The following is a 21,829-nucleotide window of genomic DNA, read 5'->3' on the forward strand; positions in this document are numbered from 1 at the left end:
GGCAGCCCGGACGACTCGAGGGAGAGATCTCGTGGACACCATCGTGCACTTCCCGCGGAGCCGGCAGGGCTCCGCGTGCTGACCACCGACCCCACCACCCGTCTTGCCCTGGGCCAGCTGCGGAGCGGCGTCCGCCGGCTCGCCGCCGCAGGCGTCGCCGTAGTCATCAGCACTGCGTTCGTGGCCGCGACGCTGCAGGCCGGAAGCATCGTCACCCGCACGACGTACGACCAGGTGGCCGCGCAGTACGCCTCCGCCGACCTCGTGGTCTTCGACCGCGACGGCACCTTGACCTCCGCCGACACGGAGGCGGCACGGGCGGTCGAGGGTGTGGCGGCGGCCGACGGGTTCCGCGGTGCCTACGCGGAGCTCAGCCACGGCGGCCGGACCGTCCACCAGTCGCTCGTCGCCAACCCCTCCGACCCGCGGCTGTCGCCCCTGGTCCTGGCCGACGGCGCCTGGGCCGACCGTCCCGACCGCATAGTGCTCCCCGTGGACGCCGCGAAGCTCTTCGGCGTCTCCGTCGGCGACACCATCGCGTCCACGCGCTGCCTGCGGGGCGGCGACCCCGCCGCCGACAAGGACGGCGCCGAGTGCTACGGCGGCCACGGGGCCACCGAGCAGCTGACGGTGTCGGGCCTCGTCGACGATCCCCTGGACACCTACACGGCGGGCGGCGGCGTGGCGGTCATCACCGCTGAGGCGCTGGAGCAGCGGATCGCCGACGAGGCGGGCGTGGCCGAGCCGCCGGGCATGAGGACGCTGGTCGTCGCCCTGGACCGGCCCGGCGACGAGGCCGCCCTGGAGGCGGCGGAGAACGCCCTGGCCGCGGCCGTCCCGTCCGCCACAGAGGTCACCACGCCCGAGGAGCGCGCCAAGGACGTCGTCTCGGCGATCTCCGGCGGCCAGAACATCGTCTACCTCGTGTTCGCCCTCGCCCTCGCCGCCGTCTCCCTCGTGGTCGCCGGACTCGTCATCACGAACACGCTCCAGGTCCTCGTCGCGCGGCGGTCACGCGACCTCGCGCTCCTGCGCTGCGTGGGCGCGAGCACCGGACAGATCTACCGCGGCGTCCTGCTCGAGGCCGCGATCCTCGGCGTGGTCGCGTCGGTGGCGGGCGTCGCCGCCGGGTCCCTGCTCGTGCAGGTGGGGCTCATGGTGGCGCCGGGTTTCGACCTCGGCGTCGCGCTGCCGGCGACCATCACCCCGAGCGTGCCCGCCCTCCTGGTACCCGTCGCGGCCGGTCTGCTGGTGACCCTCGCCGCCGCGCTCGCCCCGGCCCGGGCCGCGTCGCTCGTCGCCCCGCTCGCCGCGATGCGCCCCGCCGCCGCACCCGGACCGTGCGGGCCCGCCCGTGGCCGGGCGGTGCTCTCCGTGCTCGCCACCGTCGGCGGGCTCGCGCTCCTGGCCGGGGGTGTGGCCCTCGGGATGTCCGGCAGCATCGACGTCGGACTGTTCGCGACGGTCCTCGGTGGCTCCCTGTCGCTGGTCGGCGTCATCCTCGGATCGGTCTTCTGGCTGCCCCGCGTCGCCGCCGCGTTCGGCCGGGTCGCGGGCGCCGGAGGGCCGGCGGCACGCCTGGCGTCGGCCAACACCCTGCGCAACCCCCGCCGGACGGCGGCGACGTCCACCGCGCTGCTCGTCGGCGTCACCCTGGTCTCGATGATGACCACCGGTGCCGCGAGCGCACGGGTCGCGATGGACGAGAAGCTGGACGAGCGCTTCCCCGTCGACCTCCAGGCCACGAGCACCACGCACGACCGGGACGGCTCCGCCGCGGCAGTCCCCGGAACGGTGCTCGACGCCCTGCGCGGCGCCGACGGGCTGCGCGCCGTGATCGAGGTGACGAGCGTGTCGGCCGAGCGGGCGGACGGGGGCCGGCCGGTCCAGCTCGCCGTCGTCGGCCCGGAGGCGCTGCGGTCGGTCGCGAACACTCCGGTCGACGCGGAGGCGCTGCGGCCCGGCACCCTCGTGGTCCCCGAGCGGGCGGCCGCGCTGTACGGCCTGGCGGGCCTCGACACGATAGAGCTCACCGGGCCGGACGGGACGGCGATCCTCGACGTCGTGCACACCGGCTCCCAGGCCGACCGTGCCTACCTGACGCCGCAGGACCTCACCGTCTTCGACGCGGGCACGGCTGCCGGCGAGGTCTGGGCGAAGGTCGACGAGGGCCAGGACGCCGCGGCCGTCGTCTCGGCCGTGCAGGAGGCCGTCTCGACCACCGGGGAGACCGTGCGGGTCGCCGGGATGTTCGTCGAGCAGGCCGCCTACCAGCAGATCGTCGACGTGATCCTCGGCATAGTGGTCGGGCTCCTCTCCGTCGCCGTGGTCATCGCCCTCGTCGGTGTCGCCAACACGCTTTCGCTGTCCGTCATGGACCGCACCAGGGAGAACGCCGTGCTCCGGGCGATCGGGCTCTCGAAGGCACAGCTGCGGGCCACGCTCGCCGTCGAGGGCATGGTCATCGCAGCGGTGGGCGCCGTGCTCGGCGTGGCGCTCGGCCTCCTGTACGGCTGGGCGGGCGCCACCACGGCGCTGTCCGCCCTCGGCAGGGTGCCGCTGGTCGTCCCGTGGACCGAGATCCTGGTGGTCCTCGGCGTCGCCCTGGTCGCAGGGCCGGCCGCCTCGGTGGTGCCTGCGCGGGCCGCCGTCCGCACCCACCCGCTCGCGGCGCTCGCGGCGGCGTGAGGGGTGTGGCGGATCAGGAGCCGGGGCGGACCAGGCCGGTCTCGTAGGCGGTGACCACCGCCTGCACGCGGTCGCGGGCGTCGAGCTTCGACAGGATGCGCCCCACGTGCGTCTTGACCGTCGCCTCGGCGACGAACAGGTCGGTGGCGATCTCCGTGTTGGAACGCCCACGGGCCATGAGCACGAGCACCTCGCGCTCGCGGCTCGTCAGGGCGGCCAGGGCCTCCTGCGGCCCCGCCGCCTCCTCCGGCGGCAGCGTGGTGACCAGGCGTTCCATGAGCCGCCGGGTGGACGACGGCGCGATCACCGCGTCGCCCTGGTGCACCGTCCGGATCGCCGTGAGCAGCTCCTCCGGCTGCGCGTCCTTGAGCAGGAAGCCGCTGGCCCCTGCCCGGATGGCGTCGAGCACGTACTCGTCCAGGTCGAACGTGGTCAGCACGACGACACGGGGGTCGCCCGCCGCGGCGGCGGCGCCGTCGGCCAGGAGGGCCCGGGTGGCGGACAGGCCGTCCATCCCTGGCATGCGCACGTCCATCAGCACGACGTCGGTCGCCGTGGTCGCCAGCCGGTACAGCGCGTCGCGCCCGTCGTCGGCCTCGACCACCACCTGCAGGTCGGGCTGGGAGTCGATGACCATGCGCAGGCCCGCACGGACCAGTGGCTGGTCGTCGACGAGCGCGACCCGCACGGGCCGGGCGGGTGCGTCGGGGGCGTAGGTCATCGTGCTCCTCGTGTGTCGTTCTGTGTGTCGTCCTGGGTCGCGTGCCCGGCACGCGGGATGGGGATGACGAACCGCACCGAGAACCCGCCGCCACGGCGCGGGCCGGCGGAGAGGGTGCCGCCGAACATCTCGGCACGCTCGCGCATCCCGAGCAGGCCGTACCCGGCGGTGGGCGGCGGCTCGTCGGGGCCGGGGGAGCCGTCGGCCGCCAGGCCGCGGCCGTCGTCGTCCACCCGCAGCTCGACCTCGTCCTCGCCCCAGCGCAGCAGGACGGTGACGGCCGGCCGCGGGCCCGCGTGCTTGCGCACGTTGGTGAGCGACTCCTGGCACACCCGGAACAGGGTGAGCCCCACACCGGGCGGCAGGCGGCGCTCGATGCCCACCCGGGCGAACGAGACCCGCAGGCCGTCGTCGCGGGCCTGGTCGACCAGGCCCGCGATGTCACCGGTATCGGGCTGGGGCTGCAAGGGGGCAGCGCCGCCCGACGACGGTGCCGCCGCGGGCAGGGCGCCTCCCGGCCCGCCGGGGCCGCTCCCCGTGCCCTGAGGGGCGGTGCCGCCGGGCGTCGCGGCGCCCGGCGCTCGTCCGGGGGCGACCGTTGCCGGCGCCATCAGGCCCAGCGGCGTGGCGGCGCTGGGCTGGTCCTGCCGCAGCACCCCGAGCAGTCGCCGCATGTCGGCGAGGGCGGCACGGCCCGTCTCGGCGATGGTGCCGAGGGAGCGCGCGGCGGCCGCGGGGTCGGCGGCCGCGGCGTACCGCCCGCCGTCGGCCTGCGCGATGATCACCGACAGGGAGTGGGCGACGATGTCGTGCATCTCGCGGGCGATGCGCGACCGCTCGGCCGCCGTGGCGATCTGGGCCTGCTGGTCCCGCTCGATCTCGAGGCGCTCGGCGCGGTCCCGCATCGCGGTGATCATCGCCCGCCGCGAGCGGCGCACCAAGCCGGACGCGAACGAGCAGCCGAGCAGCGCCAGGGACAGGACGGTCATCGGTGCCACGGACAGCGGCGAACCGACGCCGTTGTAGAGCCACAACGAGGCGCCGACGGCGACCGACCCGACCACCGCCATCCCGCAGGCCATCCGGTACGCCCAGCGCGGGCCGTACACCGTCACGCAGTACATCGAGACGAGCACCGCCAGGTCGGCCGGGAGCAGCAGGGGCGTGCCGAGGACCGTGATCTGCAGCATGCACACGACGAACACCGCGATGCACGAGGCCACGGGTCGCGTACGGCACCAGGGGAGCGGTGCGAGCACGGCGGCGGAGAGCAGCACGGCTTGGCCGCCGCCGAGGCTGAACGTGGACGGGGACGACGCCGCGAGCGTCAGTGCGAACAGCGCCGCCAGCAGCGTCCAGGAGAGGTCGACGAGGAACCGATAACGCTCCGCCCACTGCGCCCACCGCTCGTACCAACCCATGCAGGTCAGAGTAGGTCGAACCGTTGCGGTGGCGCGTCATACCGTGGTAGCACTTGCGCCATCGCTCGCTCTGCCGAAAGGATTCGGTAGTACGGCCGTCCCGTGTGTGCCCGGGTAGCGCCAGAGCGTCGGTTATGCCCTACGATGGCGAAATGACTCACGTACTCCTAGCCGAGGACGACCCGGCCATTGCCGAGCCGTTGGCACGAGCGCTCTCCCGTGAGGGATACGACGTCGTCGTGCAAGGAACCGGCAAAGGTGCGATCGAGAGCTCGACCGGTGCGGACATCGTAGTTCTGGACCTGGGCCTTCCGGACATGGACGGGCTCGATGTCGCGCGCGAGATCAGGGCCAATGGCCTCACCGTGCCCGTGCTGGTGCTGACCGCCCGTGCCGACGAGGTAGACCTCGTCGTGGGCCTTGACGCCGGTGCCGACGACTACGTCACCAAGCCCTTCCGACTTGCCGAGCTGCTGGCGCGGGTGCGCGCTCTCCTGCGCCGCTCGCACGGCGAGACCGGCGAGGAGGAGGAGCTGCACGCGCAGGACGTCCGCGTCGACGTCTCCGCGCACCGTGCCTTCCAGGGTGACCGCGAGCTCCACCTGACCACCAAGGAGTTCGACCTGCTGCGCGTCCTCGTGCAGAACGCCGGCTCCGTGGTCGTCCGGGACACGCTCATGCGCGACGTCTGGGGTTCGGACCCGGTCGGTTCGACCAAGACGCTGGACATGCACGTCTCCTGGCTGCGTCGCAAGCTCGGCGACGACGCCAACGCACCGCGCTACGTCTCGACCGTGCGCGGTCTCGGTTTCCGCTTCGAGATCGGGGCGAGCTAGCCAGATGCGCGCCCGCGTGCTGCAGGCGACGATCGCCGCGGTTGCGGTCGCCGTCCTGCTCCTGGGCATCCCGCTCGCGATCTTCGGTGCCCGGTACATCTACGGCCAGGAAGTTCAGCGAGTCGAGACCCGGGTGCAGGATCTCCTGTCCTCTTCCGTCAACTCCTACGAACGTAACCGTTCGGCCGCGGAGACCGGCTTCGTCGACCAGTCGGTCCTCGACCGGGCCGTGCAGCCGCAGGACACGGACATCGTCGCCTACGTGACGGTGAACCAGCCCGACGGCGAGCAGCTCGTCGCCGGCGAGCCCGTCTCCGGCGCCACCATCGAACTGGGCGACATCTCCGACGCACAACCGGTGATGAGCGTGCTGGTCTCCGTCTCGGCCTGGCCGGCGTACATCAAGGCGATCAACGTCGTCGTGCTCGTCGTGTTCGGGAGCGTGGGCGCTTTCGCCGCGGGGGCCGTCACGGCCGCCTGGCAGGCGAACCGGCTCGCACAACCCTTCGTGTACCTAGCGGCGTCGGCCGAGCAGCTCGGCGCGGGACAGGTGCGGCCACGGCTGGACCCGTCCGGCGTGGAGGAGATCGACCTGGTCGCGGCCGAGCTGGCGCGGAGCTCCGACCGGCTCGCGGCGCGGCTCGCCGTGGAGAGACAGTTCACGTCGGACGCCTCCCACCAGCTCCGCACGCCGCTCACGGCGCTCACCATGCGCCTGGAGGAGATCACGTTCACCTCCACCGAGCCGGACGTGCAGGAGGAGGCCCGGATCTCGCTCGAGCAGGTGGAGCGGCTCGTCGGTGTGGTCGACGCCCTCCTCTCCCGCTCGCGGCGCGCCCAGGGCGGCACCACGGAGTCCGTCGACGTCGCCGTCGTCTTCCTCCAGCAGGAGGAGGAGTGGCGCGAGTCGTTCGAACGGGCGGGCCGGCACCTGAACGTCGAGGACTCCGGCGGCGCCCGCGTCCTGGCCACCCCTGGTGCGCTCGCCCAGGTGCTGTCCACGCTGCTGGAGAACTCGCTCAAGCACGGCGCCGGCACCACGACCCTGCGGATCCGCGAGGGTCAGCGCGGGGCCATGGCCATCGAGGTCACGGACGAGGGCGCCGGTGTGCCCGAGGACATGCAGGGCAAGATCTTCGAGCGCGGTGTCACGCTGGGCGCCGGGACGGGCCTCGGGCTCGCGCTGGCCAAGGACCTGGTCGCGGCCGACGGCGGAAACCTCCAGCTCACCCAGCGCACCCCGCCGGTGTTCTCGGTGTTCCTGTCGGGTGTGCCCAAGACGCTCGACCCGCACCAGGTGCTGCCCGTGGGGTCGAAGATCTCCAGCTTCGGCCAGAAGAAGGGCCGCGGCCGCCGGTAGGCTTCACTCACGTGAGCGCAACACTCGATTCCCTCCCGGCCGACCGACCTTCTTCCGCTGGCAAGCCCACTGGTGAGCCGTCCGCCGCCGCCCCGTCCCCCGCAGGACCACCCATCGTAGCGGTGGTCGGAGGCGGGCAGCTGGCTCGGATGATGGCGCCGGCCGCCGGCGAGCTGGGCGTCCACCTGAGGGTCCTGGTGGAGGAGCCGGGGTCGTCCGCGGCGCAGGTCGTGACGGACGCGCCGGTGGGCGCAGCCTCGGACGAGGCGGCGATCCGTTCGCTCATCGCGCCCTCCGACGGCGCTGCGGCGTCAGTGCTGACGTTCGAGCACGAGCACGTGCCGAACACCCTGCTCACGGACCTCATCGAGCACGGGACGCCGGTGCGCCCCGGCCCGCACGCGCTGGTGCAGGCGCAGGACAAGATAGTGATGCGGCAGCGGCTCACGGAGCTCGGCGTGCCGTGCCCGCGGTGGGCTCCGCTGCCGACGTCGCCCGCGGAAGGGCGGGCAGCCCTGGCCGCCTTCCTGACGGAGGCGGGCGGCGAGGCAGTCGTCAAGACCTCCCGCGGTGGTTACGACGGCAAGGGCGTCCGTGTGGTCTCGTCCCCGGACGATGTCACCGACTGGTTCGCCGCAGTGGCGGACGGCGGGCCGCAGCTCCTCGTCGAGGAGAAGGTGCCGTTCGTGCGCGAGCTGGCCGCGCTGGTGGCCCGGCGGCCGTCCGGTGAGGTGCGGGCGTGGCCCGTCGTGGAGTCGGTGCAGCGCGACGGTGTGTGCTCCGAGGTGATCGCCCCGGCGCCGGGCCTGTCCGCGGAGCTCGACGCCCGTGCGCGCGAGATCGCGACGACGGTCGCAGAGGGTCTCGACGTGACCGGCGTGCTGGCGGTCGAGATGTTCGAGGTCACCGGTGGGCCTGACGGAACGCCGACAGTCCTGGTCAACGAGCTCGCCATGCGCCCGCACAACAGCGGCCACTGGACCATCGACGGCGCCGTCACCAGCCAGTTCGAGCAGCACCTGCGTGCCGTACTCGACCTGCCGTTGGGTGCGACCGAGCCGGTCGCGGCCTGGACCGTCATGGCGAACGTGCTCGGCTCGACGCTGGACGAGCTCACGGACGCGCTGCCGGAGCTGCTCGCGGCCTTCCCGGAGGCGCGTGTGAACCTGTACGGCAAGGGCATCCGGCCGGGCCGGAAGCTCGGCCACGTGAACGTGAGCGGCGACGACCTGGACGAGGTCCGGCGTCGGGCGATCGCCGCGGCGGCACTGCTGCGCGGTGAGTCGGCTCCGGCGGTCGAGCTTGTCGAGACCACCACCGAGGAAGAGGCGAACGCATGAGCACCACCCCGCAGGTCGGCATAGTGATGGGGTCGGACTCCGACTGGCCGGTCATGGAGGCAGCCGCCGAGGCGCTGCGCGAGTTCGACGTGCCGGTAGAGGTCGACGTCGTCTCCGCGCACCGCATGCCCACCGAGATGATCGACTACGGGCGGCAGGCCGCGGGCCGCGGGGTGCGCGTGATCATCGCGGGCGCCGGCGGCGCCGCACACCTGCCGGGCATGCTCGCGTCGGTGACGCCGCTGCCCGTGATCGGGGTGCCGGTGCCGCTCAAGTACCTGGACGGCATGGACTCGCTGCTGTCGATAGTGCAGATGCCCGCGGGCGTGCCCGTCGCGACGGTGTCGATCGGCGGGGCGCGCAACGCGGGCCTGCTCGCGGCGCGCATCCTCGCCTCGGGAGCCGGCTCCGACGCGGCGGCCCTGCGGGAGCGCATGGAGGCGTTCCAGGTGGAGCTGAGCGAGGTCGCGCACGCCAAGGGCGCCAAGCTCCGCGCCCAGCTCTGACCCCGAGCCGCCGAGGTAGAACTGCGGCGAGATAGCACAGGACGAGGTAGAACAAGGGCGAGACAGAACCGGAGCCTCCGGTTCTGTCTCGCCCTTGTTCTACCTCGCTGCAGTTCTACCTCGCCCTGGTTCTACCTCGGCAAGGTCACTTCGGCATGCCGCCGACCTCTTGACCCGCCTCGTATTCGCCGTCGCGGATCTTGGCCCAGAACTCGGGGGTCTGGTTGTCGTCGAGCAGCACCGCCGAGGCACCCGAAGGGGTGCGGAAGCCGATCGTCGCGATCGGCGGGGTGCCGGTCACGCCGTCGTCGCCGTTCGCGGTCCGGAACGCGAGTCCCATCATGGCGATGTCGATGATGCCCGAGTCGGTGTCGGTCACGAGGGCCCCGAGCCCTGCGTCGGCGATCCCGACCTGCGTGGCAGGGTTGAGCAGGACTGCCGGGTCCCCGACCTTCTTGCCGATCTGGGCGATGACCTGCTGCTGGCGCTGTGCGCGGCCGATGTCGCCGGTCGGGTCCTCGTACCGCATCCGCGAGAACGCGAGTGCCGTCTTGCCGTCCGCGACGTGGCAGCCCTTCTTCCACTTGAGCTTCGACTTCACGTCGTGCACGTCGTAGTCCAGGCAGAGCCGCACGCCGCCGACGGCGTCCACGACCCCCTCGACGCCGCCGAAGCCGACCTCGACGTAGTGGTCAACGGTGAGCCCGCTGAGCGTCTCGACCGTCTTGACCAGCATCGGCGCGCCCCCGTAGGAGTACGCGGCGTTGATCTTGTTGCTCCCCGAGCCGTCGGGCATCACCGCCCAGGTGTCCCGCGGGATCGAGATGAGCGCGACCGGCCCCGACGACGGCTTGTGCAGCAGCATGATCGTGTCGGTACGCGCACCCGAGGTGGAGTCGTTGATGCCGCCGCTGCCGCGGGCGTCGGAGCCCGCGAGCAGGTACGTCGTCCCCGGGGTGTTCGATGCCCCGGACAGGGCTTCGACGTGCTGGATCTTGCCGTTGGCCCAGATCAGGAGCCCGACCGGCCAGGCGATGATGGCGAGCAGCACCAGCACCGCGATGACGCCGGCCACGCGGCCCTTGCGGATGCGGATGTTGCCACCACCGCGCCCGCCGCGTCCGCCGGAGGCGAGAGCACCCGCGGGGTAGCCATTGCCACCACGGCCGCCGCCGGCCGGGGGGCGCGGCGCGCTGCGCACCGGCGTCGGACGCACGGGGCCCGCGCTCGCCCGGACCGGGCGGCCCGGCGGGATCGCCTGCGGCGGCTGGCCACCGGCGTGCGGCGCCGAACGAGGCGGGATGGAGCGTGGTGCTCCGCCCGACTCGTTGCGCGCCGGCATCCCCGACCTCCGTGGTGGGACGGGCGGGGGATTGTTGCGTTGGCCGGACACCGGTACCTCCCGAGAAGACTGTCTGCGTATGCGTGGTTCGCTGCGGGCCCCGTCGGACGAGCCTTCCGGCCGTCCGATACGGTGCGCGCCGCCGACGCCGGGAACCCCGACGCCCGGCGTCTCCGCGTTGGCGAGCCCGCCCTGCTCAGGGCTCGACGCCACGCCCGGCAGAGTACGCGGTCTCTCACCGGTGTCACCCACCGGGATGGCATCGTCGGCACCCGGCCGCCCGCTCACGCCCTGCGGCGTGAAGCTGGGTGGTATCCGGACGCGCGTCACGTCGTCGTCGGCACCTGGGGCCGATCGGTTCGACGTCCTGGGATCTGACATGGCTAGCCGCAGACCTTGGTGGTGTCGGCGCCGGTGAAGGCTTCTTCACCGGCCTGCTTGATCTCTGTCGAATCGGGAGAGGGCGAGTCGGAAGCGGGCTCGGCAGCACCTTCTGCGCCGTCCTCGGTCCCCGTCTTCGTCCCCGCGTTCCCCGTCCCGGCCCCCGCGCTCTCGCCGTCGCTCGGCGCGGACGGCGACGCGTCGGCCGACGGTGCGTCCGGGTCGAAGTCGAGAGGCCTGTCGTGCTTGACGTTGTCCCACAGCTGTACGGCCTCGTCGGTCCAGATCACGTTCGCCGTCTGCACCGGGTCGTACTCGTTGGGGACAGTCATGAAGGTGATCGTGTCAGGCCGTACGTTGCGCAGGGAGTAAGCCAACCCGGCGAGTCCGTCGATGCTGGCAAGCTCCTCGTTCATGGTGAGCGATCTCGTCACCGCCTTGAGGAAGTTGAGCGACTTGGCGGGGTTCGTCAGGACCTCCTGGCTCAGCACCTTCCGGGAGAGCGAGGCCATGACGTCCTGCTGCCTGCCGATACGGCCAAGGTCGGTGCCGTCGCCCAGCCCGTCGCCCTTGCGGGCCCGGGCGTAGTCGAGGGCCTTGACGCCCTTGAGCGTGTGCACACCCGCATCGAGCGACAGGTGGTTCGCGTCCTCGGAGTAGATCGGCTCCTCGACGCAGACCTCGACACCGCCGACGGCGTCGACCATGGACGAGAACCCGGCGAAGTCGACGACGATGAAGCCGTTCATGAAGACGCCGGTCAGCTGCTCGACGGTCTTGACCGTGCACAGGGCGCCGTCGGCGACGGTCCCGCCGGCCTGCACGCCCTGGGCGAACGCGGCGTTGAACTTGGTGCTGTAGAGCTCGGACGTCGTCGTGCCGTTTTCCGTGGTGCAGCTCGGGACGTCCACTGTCGAGTCGCGGGGGATCGAGATCATCTCGATCCGCGACCGGTCGCCCGAGATGTGCATGACCACGGTGGTGTCCGACCGGGCGCCGGCGTCCTCGCCGCCCGCCAGGTCGCGGTTCTCCCCGCCGCGTGAGTCGCTGCCCATGATCACGATGTTCATCGGGGTGCCCGCATTGGGATCCTTCGGCAGCACCACCTTGGGCCGGTCCGGTCCGAGGACCGTCATCTGGGCGGTCTCGATGTTCCCGGTCAGCTGGGTCATCGCCGCCACCCCGCCCGCTGTCGCGAGCGACACCGCTGCGACGAGCACCATCGCCACCGTCCGGGCCGTGCCGCTCATCCCCTTCAGCGTGCGCGCATGAGACGGCCCAGTGGCTGGGCTCGTCGCATCTGCGGCGCTGAAGTCAGGGAACGTCACGGCCTCAGATCCTAGGGGCTGCCTGTTGGACGGCGGCGCGCCCCCCGGGGTCGGACCGTAGAGGGTTCGTGGAGAAGACCGAAGACGTTGTGCCGCAACGTCCGAAACGGCCTGCGACCGGGCATTTCGACGCCCCGAACCGGGTGCCTACCCCAGCGGCAGGCGTGCCTGCTCCGTGCTCAGCAGACGCGTCAGCCGGGCCTCGTCCTGCTCGAGCTCCGCGGCGGTCGCTGGCGAGGTGAGGACCACCGAGCCGCCGCCCGCCCAGACGCCCAGCAGGCCGCGCAGCACGTCCGCCACGGGCCCCCGCCCGTCCACCAGGACGCGCGCACCCTCGCCGGGCTCCGGGACCAGGCCCTTGTGCCCGACGGCGCCCGCAGCGGTCACCAGGGCCTCCTGGTCGGGGTCCACCTCTGGCACCCAGCCGATGGCGTCGCCGTAGGTCATCACCGCGGAGGCGGCGTCGATCGCACCGGAGGGCAGGTCGCCGTCGTACCGGCGGGCGAGTGCGGGCAGCGAGACGACGACCAGGTCCGCGCCGTCGTCCGCCCAGCGGGCCGGGCTGTCGGTGACCACCACGTCCGGGTACGCCCCCTCGGTGCCTGGCAGCACGACCGTCACGCCCGCGCGCCAGGCCGCCAGCGTCCACACCGCGGTGCGCCAGTGCACGGGCAGGTCGACGACGATGCGCGTGCCGGGAGCGGCGTCGAACTCCTCGACGAGCAGGTTGACGGTCTTGCTCGCCCAGTTGGCGAGGACCGCGCCGGAGAGCTCCACCCGCTCGCCGTCGTCCCCGTACCAGGTGAGGCGGGGCTGGCCGCCGTCGGCGGCGAGGCGGGCGAGGAGGGTGGCGACGTCGGGCACGGGGCCACCGCTGCGGGGCGCGATCTGCATGCCGCCAGCCTAAGACGTCGGGCAGCGCTGCCTCGGTCTCGGGCAGGCACATCTCGGACCTTCGGCGTGGCGACTCGCCGGGTGTCGCGACATATGAAAAACGGGGCACCGGGTGAGACGTACGCCACGACCTGCGGAAGGACTGGTGAATTACCGGTGGAATCCGTGGGCGATAGCACATTTCCGCTTGACGACTCCAGGCGACACGCGTGTAATTCCATGTATGCAGTTTTCGTAGCGCATATGCAACGGGGTCTCGAAGCTGCACGTCTGGCCAGGCACGATGGATCGGCAGGAACAGATCGGCAGATGGATCGGCATGGTCGGCCGGCAAGGCCCGGAGCACGGACACGGCATGGAGGGGCACGTCATGTGGAACATTCTGGAATCGGACGTGGAGTTCCCGACTGACGCCGAGAACACGGCGGCACCGGTCGCACGGGTCCTGCCGCTTTTCGGTGAGCTGTACGAGCTGACCGAACCTGACGACTCCCTGCTCGGCTGGCAGGAGCGCGCCCTGTGCGCGCAGACCGACCCGGAGGCCTTCTTCCCGGAGAAGGGCGGGTCCACCCGCGAGGCCAAGAAGGTCTGTTCCGGCTGCGAGGTCAGGGCCGAGTGCCTGGACTACGCGCTGGAGAACGACGAGCGGTTCGGTATCTGGGGCGGTCTTTCGGAGCGTGAGCGGCGCAAGCTGAAGCGCCGCGCCGTCTGAGCCGGAGGTGCAGCGGAGGGTGAGGGCCGAGGAACGAGGCACTCGCCTGGAGCGGAACCGCAGGCGCAGACGTCAGACAGCAGAGTCTGAGGTCTGCGCTGGAGGATGCGTGCCTCGACCGGCGCGTCTGCGGCGTGTCGGCGCAGACGCGCCGCATCATGTGAAGCGAGATGAGCGCTCCACGTACCGACAGCCTGTCGGCTCCCAGCCCGGACCGTGGTCCCCACGAGGACACGGTCGGTCCCGTCTGGGCCAAGGTCCCGGCCCAGACCGCCACCGCTGCGCCGGTGGCGGTCACAGTCACGGCCGTCGTCGTGACGCGCGGCAGCAGTCCCTACCTCGCCGCGACGCTCGCGGCGCTACGGACGCAGTCCCGCACCCCTGACTCCGTCGTGGTCGTCGACGTCGACACCGCACCGGCGACGTCCGGCCACCAGGACCTGCAGCTCGGCGGCGCGCGCTTCGTGGCAGGTGCGGGCGCCCGCACCTTCGGTGACGCGGTAGATGCGGCGCTTGCCGCCGTCGGCACCCCGGAGCAGGGCTGGCTCTGGTTCCTGCACGACGACTCCGCCCCCGCCCCTGGCGCCCTTGCGGCTCTCACCCGCTCGGTGGAGCACTCGAACGCGGTGGCCGTGGCGGGCTGCAAGCAGCGGCGCTGGGAGACGGGCCCGGACGGCGTGCCCCTCGACCCCGACCTGTCCGACCGGGGGGTGCTCGTCGAGGTGGGGCACACCGTCTCGCCGCTCGGCCGGCGCATGACCGGCATCGACGACACGGAGATCGACCAGGGACAGCACGACGCGCGCGAGGACGTGCTCGCCGTCGGCCTCGCCGGGGCGCTGGTGCGGGCGTCTGTCTGGCGCGAGGTCGGCGGTACCGACCCGGCCTACGGCCAGCTCGGCGACTCCACCGACTTCTGCCTGCGGGTGCGGCTCGCCGGCCACCGGGTGGTCGTCGTGCCCGACGCCGTTGTGCGGCACGCGCAGGTCGCGCTGCACGCTCCCGGCTCCTCCGGTGCCCGGCGCCGCAGCCAGCTCTACCTGCGGCTGACGTCGGTGGCGCCGTGGATCCTGCCGTTCGCGATGTTCGCGATGGTGCTGTGGGCGCCGTTCGCCGCGGGCTACCGGCTCGCGATGAAGCAGCCCGACCAGGCGCGCGACGAGCTGTTCGCACCGCTGTGGGCGGTGTTCCGGCTGGGGCCGCTGCTGCGTGCCCGACGCCGGATCGCACGCACCTCGACAGTGCCCCGCAGCGTGCTGCGGCCGCTGCTGGGCACCTGGCGCGAGGTGGCCGCCGAGCGCCGCGACAAGCGGCTCGCCCGCGGCGAGGCACACCGGGTGGACGCCGCCCCGTCCGAGCTGGAGCAGGCAGAGCTGGCGGCGCTCGCCGTCCGGCGCCGGGCCGCGCTGGGTGCCGTGGTGCTCTCCGCCGTCGGCCTGGCGGCGGCGCTGTTCGGGCCCGCCCTCGGCGCCCTCGCGGCCGGCGGACGCCTGGTCGGCGGCGCGCTGCTCCCGGCGGCCGGCACGACCGCGACCGCCTGGTCGGCGGCGACGTCCGGCTGGGTGCGTGACGGGCTCGGCACCGCCGCCCCGGCGGACCCGCTGCTGTTCGTGCTGACCGGCCTCTCCGCGCTGGTCGGCGGATCGCTGCAGCACGCGGTGGACGCCGTGCTCCTGCTCGCGCTGCCCGTCGCCGCCATCGGAGCGTGGGCAGCGGCCGGCACCGTGACCCGCTCCGTGTGGCTGCGTGCGCTCGCGGCGTTCGCCTGGACCGTCGCCCCGGCCTTCCTCGGCGCGCTGGACGGCGGCCTGCTCGGCGGGGTGCTGGCACATGCGCTGCTGCCCTGGACGGCCGTCGCGCTGGTCCGTGCGGTGGGCGTCCAGGCGGTCGACAGGCTCGGGCCGCCCGACGGCGCCGCCGAGGAGACGGCAGGTGCCACCGCACGCGCGTCCCGGACGAGCTCCGGCTCGCTGGGCGCTGCGGGCGCGAGCGGTCTGCTGCTCGCCTGCGTGGTGGCCGGAGCGCCCGCGCTGCTCCCTGCGGCGGTACTGGTGCTGCTCGGGGCGCTGCTCGTCGCCCCGCGCCGCCGCATCTACCTCGCGCTCGCGGCCGTGCCTGCGTTCGTGGTCGGCGCCCCGCTCTGGTGGACGGCGCTGCGCCACGGCAACAGCAGGCTGCTCACCACAGAGCCGCTGGCCGGGTCCGGCGTGCCGGCACCGGGCACCGCCTCGGGTCTCGAGCTGCTGCTCGGCCTGCCCTCGGTCCCCGCACCTTGGTTCGACGTGCCCGGCGACGGCCTCGTGCCGTCCGCCGTCCGCGCGATCGTGACGGCGGGCCCGTGGGCGCTCGGCGCTCTGGTGCTCGCGCTGGCGGCGGCCGGTCTCGGCGTGGCGCTCCTTGGCATCGGCCGCAAGCGGGTCGCGGAGTCGGCGCAGCACGTCGCCGCGACGTCGCTGGTGGGCTGGCTGGTCGCCGCGGCGGGTCTCGCCGTCGCGGTCCTGGCCCAGGGCGACGGCAGGTGGTCCGGCCCCGGGCTGTCGCTGGTCCTGCTCGGCCTGAGCGCCGCCGCCCTCGCGGGCGTCCGTGCGCTCGCCCACAGCGGGGCGTCGCTCAGGGGTTTCCTCGGTTCGGCGCGCAAGGTCGCGGTGGTCGCTCTGGTGGTAGTCGCGCTCCTGCTTCCCGCCGCGCAGGCGGCCGCGTGGCTGACCGGCTCGGGCAGCATCTCGGGCCCCGGGCGGAGCGGCATGCTGCACGTGACCACCGACCCGGTGGTGCCCGCCGTCGGGCAGCAGATGCAGGCACCGCCTCGGCAGGCGCGCGTGCTGGAGGTGGGTTTCGCCGGCGACGCGGGTAGCGCCGGCGGTGCGGACGACACGGTGCAGTACGCCCTCCTGCGGGCCGACGGCTCGCAGCTGGCCGACATCTCGGCGACGGCAAGGGCGACGGCGGACGATCGCGCCGGGGCGGGCGACGAACCGGTGGGCTCGCTGGACACCGCGGTCGCGGCGCTGGTGTCCGGCGCCACCGAGGGGGTGCCGGAACAGTTGGCCGACCTTGGGATCGGTGCGGTCCAGGTCCGGTCGGACGGCGGCCTGGGCGCGATGCCCGGGACGGATCCCGCGCGCGCCGTCGGCGACCTCGTGGCCACGCTCGACATGGTGCCGGGCATGAGCCGGGTCACCGAGGGGCAGGCGATCTCCGTGTGGCGGGTCGCCCCGGTGGGTGAGCCCGCACCCGGCTGGGCCCGCATCGAGGAGGCGGGTGCCACGGAGCAGGTGCTGGCGTCCAGGGGCACCACCGTCCGCGCCGACGTGACCGCGGGCGGTGCGGACCGCGCCGTCGTGCTGGCGGAGGCCGCTGGACCGGGCTGGCACGCCACCCTCGACGGACGCCGGCTGGAACCGGTGGCCGTCGACGGGTCGGCGGGCCTGCAGGCGTTCGCGCTCGGGGCCGACGCCGGGCACCTCGTGGTGCGCTACGAGGCGCCCCACCGCACGGCATGGCTGGTGCTCACGACGTTCACGCTGGTTGTCTTCGCCCTGCTGGCCCTGCCGGTGGGACGCAGGAGGGTTCGATGAAGCGCAAGAAGCTGGTGGTCCCGCCGGTCGCCCGGCGGTCGGCCGCCGCGGTGGGTGGCCTGCTCTGCGCGACGGCGGTCGCCGCCCTCGCCACCACGGGCGGCGGCGCGCTGGTCACGCCTCCGGGGGACGCCGTACGCGCCGTCCCCGTGGCCGCCGTCGAGACCGGGCTGGTCTGCCCCATGCCCGCTGAGCTGCAGCAGCCGGACGTCGGCGACGACGAGTTCAGCGCGGTCCGGGGCGAGACCACCACGACGCTCACCGCCGCGGTGCTGGACGGCGCGGAGGGTACGGAGTCCTCGGTCACCACCCTGGGCGGGGCCGCGGCGCCGGACCTCCCCGGCCCGCTCGTGACCGGCGGCGTCGCCGCGGTGCGCGAGGGCGCGGTCACCGGGGCGCGCACGGTGCGCGTGACGCCGAGCGGCGCCACCTATGCGACGGGGACCGTCGCCTCGGTGACCGCCGACGGTGACCTGCGCGGCATGGTCGCGGGGCCGTGCGCGGTGCCGTCCGTCGAGCACTGGCTGGTCGGTGGCAGCACCTCGGTGGGTTCGAGCGGCCTCCTGGTGCTGCAGAACCCCGGCCGGACGCCGGCCACCGTGTCGCTCGAGGCCTGGGGCGCGTCCGGTCCCGTGGTGCTGGGCAGCAAGTCGCTCGTCGTCGTACCGCCGGGCGAGCAGGTGGTCACCATGCTCGAGGCCGTCGCACCCGACCAGAGCCGGCTCGCGCTGCACGTCACCGCCGAGGGCGGCCGCGTGGGCGCCTACGTGCAGCACCACCGCATCGAGGGTCTGGTGCCCGCGGGCGCCGACCTCGTCGTGGCAGGCGCCGCGCCGTCCCGCACGACCGCGGTGTCGGGCGTGGTCAGCACCGGCGAGCCGGTGGACGACCCGCACGCACCGCGCCTCGACCTGCTGACTCCCGGCACCGCGGCCGGCACGGCGAACCTCGCGGTGCTCGGGCCCGACGGGCCGGTCCGGCTGCGTGGCGGCGAGGAGCTGCCTCTCGAACCGGGCAGGGTCACCACCCTGCCCCTTGGCGGGCTGCCCGCCGGTGCCTACACGGTGGTCGTGGACGCCGACGTGCCGGTCGTCGCGGGCGCCGCCCTGGACAGGAAGGGCTCCGCCGCGGAGGAAGCGGTCGTCGACGACGACCCGTACGACCGGGCCTGGCTGGCGGGGCAGGCGGTGCCGTCGGCGGGGGCCGTGGCCGACGGTGCCGTCGCCGTCCCGGTCGACGCCGCCTACGGGGTGACGCTGAGCGGCGTGCCCGACGAGCGCGACCCGGACCGGATCGACGACGTGGACGGCAGCACCGCGGTGGCGCTGCGCGGCGTCGGGCCGGACGGCGAGGAGGCCTGGACCCGCACGGTGGACGTGCCGACCGGTGGGACCGTCGAGCTGGGACGGGCGGAGCTGGAGAAGCTCGGCCCCACCGTCGCGGTGGTCGCGGAGCAGCACGCTGGGCAGGCGGGCGTCATCTGGTCGGTGGGCATCGCGGAGGCCGGTGACACGACCCTGTTCTCGGTGCTCTCGCCGACGGCGCCGCTCGCCGCGGGCGGGGACGTGCACGTGCGCCGGGTCGACGCGGCCGGCTGAGCGGCGGGCCGACCAGCCGGCCGCCGATCAGCCGGCGAGGGTCAGGAGCGGTCGCCGAAGTTCGGGTCGATCTCCTCCGGGGTGCGGGCCAGCATGTGCGCCACCTGCTCCACCACGACGTCGCGCACCAGGTCGGCGAGGTCCTCCCGGTCGAGGGCGCGCACCTCGACGGGCCGGCGGTAGACCACCACGCGTCCGGGCCGGCCGGCCTCGGCAGGGAAGAACCGGCCGAGCAGCACACCGCCGTCCTCCCACGGCGCCGGGTCCGACGGCGGCACGTCCTCGACGGCGAACTCGGTGCCGCGCAGCTGTGCGGCCCAGGTCCGGTCGAGGTCCTCGACGACGTCGAGCACGAAGTCGTCGAACCGCTGCGCCCGCGTGCGGTGCGCTGGGGTCCCGGGCGGGAACATCGGGCCCCGCAGCCCGCGGCCGCGCCGGTCCCGGCGCCGGGGGCGCACCGCCTCGCCGGAGGTGTCGCCCGGCTGGCCGACGGCGCCGGAGCGGGTCGCCGCGAGCCGGAGCAGGTCCGCCTGGGAGGCCTTGGGGATACCGGCCGGGCTGCCGGCCGAGCCGGCGGCGCTGCTGGAGCTGCCGGACGAGCTGCCGGACGAGCTGCCGGCGGGGCCGGGACCGCGGTCCGACCGCCGGTTCCGGCCGCGTGGAGAGAACGGAGGCACCTACCGACGATACGTCCGATCGGGGTTCCGGTTCGCCACCGCCACGGTCCGTCGTTCCACGGTGACGGGCCCGTGCCGACCTGGTGCTGAGCTACCGACCTCCAAGTGTTCACCAGCACGGTGTCCACCAGCACGGGAGACAGCGGTTGAGCACCCCTATCCTGTTTTCGTGCGCGACGATCCCGCCGAGGCGGCGTACCGCCGGGCGCTGGCCCTGATCACTGCTCTCGTCACGTTGACAGGTGTTCTCTGGGCGGTGCTCACCCCGGCGTTCCGGGCTCCCGACGAACCACAGCACGTCAACAGCGTGCTGCGCCTCGCGTACGGCGGCGGCTGGCCGGCCGCCGGTGAGGCGCTCGTCGGGCCGGCGGTCGACGAGGCGCGCGACCAGGCCGCCCTGGCGACGGACGTGCCCGGCCGGCATCTCGACCGGCTCGACCTGCCCCCGTACGTCACCGTGCCGCCCCTCCGGGACACCGAGCGCAGCATGGTCACCGGCGCGAACGCTCTGGCCGACCCGCTGCCCCCCGGCACCGACACCAGGGGCCTGGACCCCGAGACCGTGGACCAGATGACGCAGCACCCGCCGCTGTACTACGTGCTGGCGGCCGGCGTGCTGCACGCGACGGGCACGGCCGAGGCCCGGTGGGACGTGCAGCTGTTGGTGCTGCGGCTGTTCGACGTCGGGCTGGTGCTACCGCTGCCGCTGCTGACCGCCGCGGCCGCGCGCCGGCTGTCCGGTTCGCGTGCCGCCGCACTGGTCGCGGCGTCGTTCACGCTGTTCGTGCCGCAGGCAGGGCACATCCTGGGCAGCGTCACGAACGACGCGCTCGTGACCCTGAGCGGCGCGGCAACCGCCTATCTGTGCACCCGGGTGCTGACGGGTGACCTGCGCCGACGCACGGCGGCCGGACTCGGCGTGGTGGTCGGTGTCGGGCTGCTCACCAAGGTCATGGCGGCGTTCGCGCTGCCCGTGGTCGTCGCGGCATATCTGCTGGCCTCCGGCCCGCGTGGCCGGCGCGTGGGCGGTGCGCTCATCGCGGTCGGTGCGGCCTTCGTCGTCGGCGGCTGGTGGTGGCTGCGCAACCTGCTGGTGCTGGGGACGGTGCAGCCGGTCGGCATCCCGGACCGGTTCGTCCCCGAGGACGAGCCGCAGGGCCTCTGGTACTTCCTGCGGGTCGTCGTGACGAGCCTTACCCGGTCCTTCTTCGGCAACTTCGGCTGGCTGGAGATCCGGGTGCCCGACGCAGTCTTCTGGTCCGCGGCGATCGTGGTCGCGGTCCTGTGCGCGTGCGCCGTGGTGCGCGGTCCCGCGCGGCGGGCCACGGCGGTGCTCCTGCTGCAGCCGGCGGCGCTCTGGTGCGGGGTGCTCGTCAACGCCTGGCCGGACTACTCGGCGCACGGATGGATCTCCGCCGTGCAGGGCCGGTACCTGTTCGCCGGACTCCTGGCGCTCGGCTGCGGGACCGCGCTGGGCATGTACGCCCTGCGTGGCACCTTGCTGCACCGGGCGGTGCCCTGGGTGACCGGTGTGGCGGGCACGGTCGCGGCGAGCGGCCTGGCCTACGGATTCTGGGGTTTCTACCAGGGGCCCGGCCAGTCGGTGGCCGACGCCGCCGCCCGCTGGGCCGGGTGGAGCCCGCTGACCGGCCTTCAGCTCGTGCTGGTCGGATCCATGACGCTGGCCGTGGGGGTTGCCGCGGTGGCGGCCGCCGTCGGGTTCTCGCGTGCCGTGTCGATCTCCCGGACCGCGCGCAGCGCGAGCACCGCCGAGCCCGCGACGGCCAGCGTGGCCACCACGCCGACCACTGCCGCGGGCAGCGGCAGCGCGGGGTAGAAGCCCGGCCCCTTGGGTGTGACCAGCTCGAGGGTCAGCCAGACTGCCAGGTCGAGCAGCGTCAGCGCGGTCCAGGCGGGGAGGAGCAGCCGGGGACGTACCGCCAGGCCCGCCGCGATCCCGAGGCACAGGGGCAGCGCGACCACCAGCAGATAGCGCGGGTAGACGCCGCCGCTGTTGGAGGCGTACCCGACCTGCACGGACACGGAGACGAGCACTGCGACGACCGGCAGGGCGCCGGCCAGCGACGCCTCGACCAGCGGTGTGCGGCGTCGGACCGCCGTGACCAGCGCGATCACCAGGGGCGTCCAGACGAGCAGCGCCGCGGTGACCACGAGCGTGGTGACCGTGAGCGGCGTGCTCGGCGGCAGGCGCCCGGCCCACCAGTAGAGGTCGGGCAGGCGGGCCCAGGTGACCGGGTCGGCCAGTACCGCCCACACCGGGCGTTCCGTCCGGTTCTGGTTCGCCAGGGCCCAGTCGAAGTGTGAGCCGGTGATGTTGCCGGTCAGCGCGAGGTTGCGCAGGTAGAACCAGCCGCTGCTGGCCAGCACGGCCCCCGGGGCAGCCAGCACGAGGGCGACCACGGGCCCCCACCTGCCCCGGCCCTGCG

General features: G+C 73.7%; 14 protein-coding genes and 1 pseudogene. 9 read left to right on the forward strand and 6 right to left on the reverse strand.

What is annotated here, in order from left to right:
- Positions 1 to 75: 75 nt before the first annotated feature.
- Positions 76 to 2,688, forward strand: a complete 2,613-nt coding sequence (locus AB0I32_RS21035; RefSeq protein ID WP_357509556.1) for an FtsX-like permease family protein — start codon at positions 76 to 78, stop codon at positions 2,686 to 2,688.
- Positions 2,689 to 2,701: 13 nt separating this feature from the next.
- On the opposite strand, the gene AB0I32_RS21040 is transcribed toward AB0I32_RS21035, so the two are convergent.
- Together AB0I32_RS21040 and AB0I32_RS21045 are read right to left on the reverse strand one after the other, a co-directional pair.
- A complete protein-coding gene (locus AB0I32_RS21040) occupies positions 2,702 to 3,409 on the reverse strand; it encodes a response regulator transcription factor (protein WP_357509558.1) in 708 nt (235 codons plus the stop codon).
- The gene (locus AB0I32_RS21045) at positions 3,406 to 4,830 is read right to left on the reverse strand and encodes a histidine kinase (RefSeq protein WP_357509560.1); all 1,425 of its coding nucleotides are present in this window, start codon (positions 4,828 to 4,830) and stop codon (positions 3,406 to 3,408) included. Before AB0I32_RS21045 ends, AB0I32_RS21040 begins: the two co-directional genes overlap by 4 nt.
- A 152-nt stretch (positions 4,831 to 4,982) precedes the next feature.
- On the opposite strand from AB0I32_RS21045, the gene AB0I32_RS21050 reads away from it, so the two are divergent.
- The 4 genes and pseudogenes from AB0I32_RS21050 (at position 4,983) to purE (ending at position 8,872) form a co-directional block, all read left to right on the forward strand.
- On the forward strand, positions 4,983 to 5,666 hold the full coding sequence (locus AB0I32_RS21050) for a response regulator transcription factor (RefSeq protein WP_026366105.1): 684 nt from the start codon (positions 4,983 to 4,985) through the stop codon (positions 5,664 to 5,666).
- Positions 5,667 to 5,670: 4 nt separating this feature from the next.
- On the forward strand, positions 5,671 to 7,026 hold the full coding sequence (locus tag AB0I32_RS21055; RefSeq protein WP_357509562.1) for a HAMP domain-containing sensor histidine kinase: 1,356 nt from the start codon (positions 5,671 to 5,673) through the stop codon (positions 7,024 to 7,026).
- A 110-nt stretch (positions 7,027 to 7,136) separates the two neighbouring features.
- Positions 7,137 to 8,366 (forward strand): annotated as a pseudogene (locus AB0I32_RS21060) (5-(carboxyamino)imidazole ribonucleotide synthase); the annotation flags it as partial.
- The gene (gene purE / locus AB0I32_RS21065; RefSeq protein ID WP_357509564.1) at positions 8,363 to 8,872 is read left to right on the forward strand and encodes a 5-(carboxyamino)imidazole ribonucleotide mutase; all 510 of its coding nucleotides are present in this window, start codon (positions 8,363 to 8,365) and stop codon (positions 8,870 to 8,872) included. The pseudogene AB0I32_RS21060 and the gene purE, both read left to right, overlap by 4 nt.
- Positions 8,873 to 9,017: 145 nt before the next feature.
- On the opposite strand, the gene AB0I32_RS21070 is transcribed toward purE, so the two are convergent.
- The 3 genes from AB0I32_RS21070 to AB0I32_RS21080 all read right to left on the reverse strand — a co-directional run bounded on the left by AB0I32_RS21070 (position 9,018) and on the right by AB0I32_RS21080 (position 12,817).
- Positions 9,018 to 10,214: an LCP family protein gene (locus AB0I32_RS21070; protein WP_357509566.1), complete on the reverse strand. Its 1,197-nt coding sequence runs from the start codon at positions 10,212 to 10,214 to the stop codon at positions 9,018 to 9,020.
- Between the two features lie 383 nt (positions 10,215 to 10,597).
- Entirely contained in the window at positions 10,598 to 11,845 is a 1,248-nt protein-coding gene (locus AB0I32_RS21075) for an LCP family protein (RefSeq protein WP_357509568.1), read from the reverse strand.
- Between the two features lie 225 nt (positions 11,846 to 12,070).
- Entirely contained in the window at positions 12,071 to 12,817 is a 747-nt protein-coding gene (locus tag AB0I32_RS21080) for a TIGR03089 family protein (RefSeq protein WP_357509570.1), read from the reverse strand.
- 370 nt (positions 12,818 to 13,187) lie between these two features.
- On the opposite strand from AB0I32_RS21080, the gene AB0I32_RS21085 reads away from it, so the two are divergent.
- The 3 genes from AB0I32_RS21085 (at position 13,188) to AB0I32_RS21095 (ending at position 18,705) form a co-directional block, all read left to right on the forward strand.
- Positions 13,188 to 13,529, forward strand: a complete 342-nt coding sequence (locus AB0I32_RS21085) for a WhiB family transcriptional regulator (protein ID WP_357449210.1) — start codon at positions 13,188 to 13,190, stop codon at positions 13,527 to 13,529.
- 170 nt (positions 13,530 to 13,699) lie between these two features.
- A complete protein-coding gene (locus AB0I32_RS21090) occupies positions 13,700 to 17,107 on the forward strand; it encodes a glycosyltransferase (protein WP_357509572.1) in 3,408 nt (1,135 codons plus the stop codon).
- The gene (locus AB0I32_RS21095; RefSeq protein ID WP_357509574.1) at positions 17,104 to 18,705 is read left to right on the forward strand and encodes a DUF5719 family protein; all 1,602 of its coding nucleotides are present in this window, start codon (positions 17,104 to 17,106) and stop codon (positions 18,703 to 18,705) included. Before AB0I32_RS21090 ends, AB0I32_RS21095 begins: the two co-directional genes overlap by 4 nt.
- A gap of 41 nt (positions 18,706 to 18,746) precedes the next feature.
- Here AB0I32_RS21095 and AB0I32_RS21100 read toward each other — a convergent pair whose 3' ends face one another.
- Positions 18,747 to 19,382, reverse strand: coding sequence for a metallopeptidase family protein (locus AB0I32_RS21100; protein ID WP_357509576.1), 636 nt, complete (start codon positions 19,380 to 19,382; stop codon positions 18,747 to 18,749).
- Between the two features lie 169 nt (positions 19,383 to 19,551).
- On the opposite strand from AB0I32_RS21100, the gene AB0I32_RS21105 reads away from it, so the two are divergent.
- Entirely contained in the window at positions 19,552 to 21,219 is a 1,668-nt protein-coding gene (locus AB0I32_RS21105; RefSeq protein WP_357509578.1) for a DUF2142 domain-containing protein, read from the forward strand.
- The last annotated feature ends 610 nt before the right edge of the window (positions 21,220 to 21,829 follow it).

The organism is Promicromonospora sp. NPDC050249 (genome assembly GCF_040656015.1).
Lineage (GTDB): Bacteria > Actinomycetota > Actinomycetes > Actinomycetales > Cellulomonadaceae > Promicromonospora.

Coding starts and splice junctions, on each gene's coding strand:
- AB0I32_RS21085 (WP_357449210.1), top strand. CDS start 13,188: ATGTGGAACATTCTGGAATCGGACGTGGAGTTCCCGACTGACGCCGAG.
- AB0I32_RS21070 (WP_357509566.1), bottom strand. CDS start 10,214: ATGCCGGCGCGCAACGAGTCGGGCGGAGCACCACGCTCCATCCCGCCT.
- AB0I32_RS21080 (WP_357509570.1), bottom strand. CDS start 12,817: ATGCAGATCGCGCCCCGCAGCGGTGGCCCCGTGCCCGACGTCGCCACC.
- purE (WP_357509564.1), top strand. CDS start 8,363: ATGAGCACCACCCCGCAGGTCGGCATAGTGATGGGGTCGGACTCCGAC.
- AB0I32_RS21045 (WP_357509560.1), bottom strand. CDS start 4,830: ATGGGTTGGTACGAGCGGTGGGCGCAGTGGGCGGAGCGTTATCGGTTC.
- AB0I32_RS21040 (WP_357509558.1), bottom strand. CDS start 3,409: ATGACCTACGCCCCCGACGCACCCGCCCGGCCCGTGCGGGTCGCGCTC.
- AB0I32_RS21075 (WP_357509568.1), bottom strand. CDS start 11,845: ATGAGCGGCACGGCCCGGACGGTGGCGATGGTGCTCGTCGCAGCGGTG.
- AB0I32_RS21055 (WP_357509562.1), top strand. CDS start 5,671: ATGCGCGCCCGCGTGCTGCAGGCGACGATCGCCGCGGTTGCGGTCGCC.
- AB0I32_RS21050 (WP_026366105.1), top strand. CDS start 4,983: ATGACTCACGTACTCCTAGCCGAGGACGACCCGGCCATTGCCGAGCCG.
- AB0I32_RS21090 (WP_357509572.1), top strand. CDS start 13,700: ATGAGCGCTCCACGTACCGACAGCCTGTCGGCTCCCAGCCCGGACCGT.
- AB0I32_RS21095 (WP_357509574.1), top strand. CDS start 17,104: ATGAAGCGCAAGAAGCTGGTGGTCCCGCCGGTCGCCCGGCGGTCGGCC.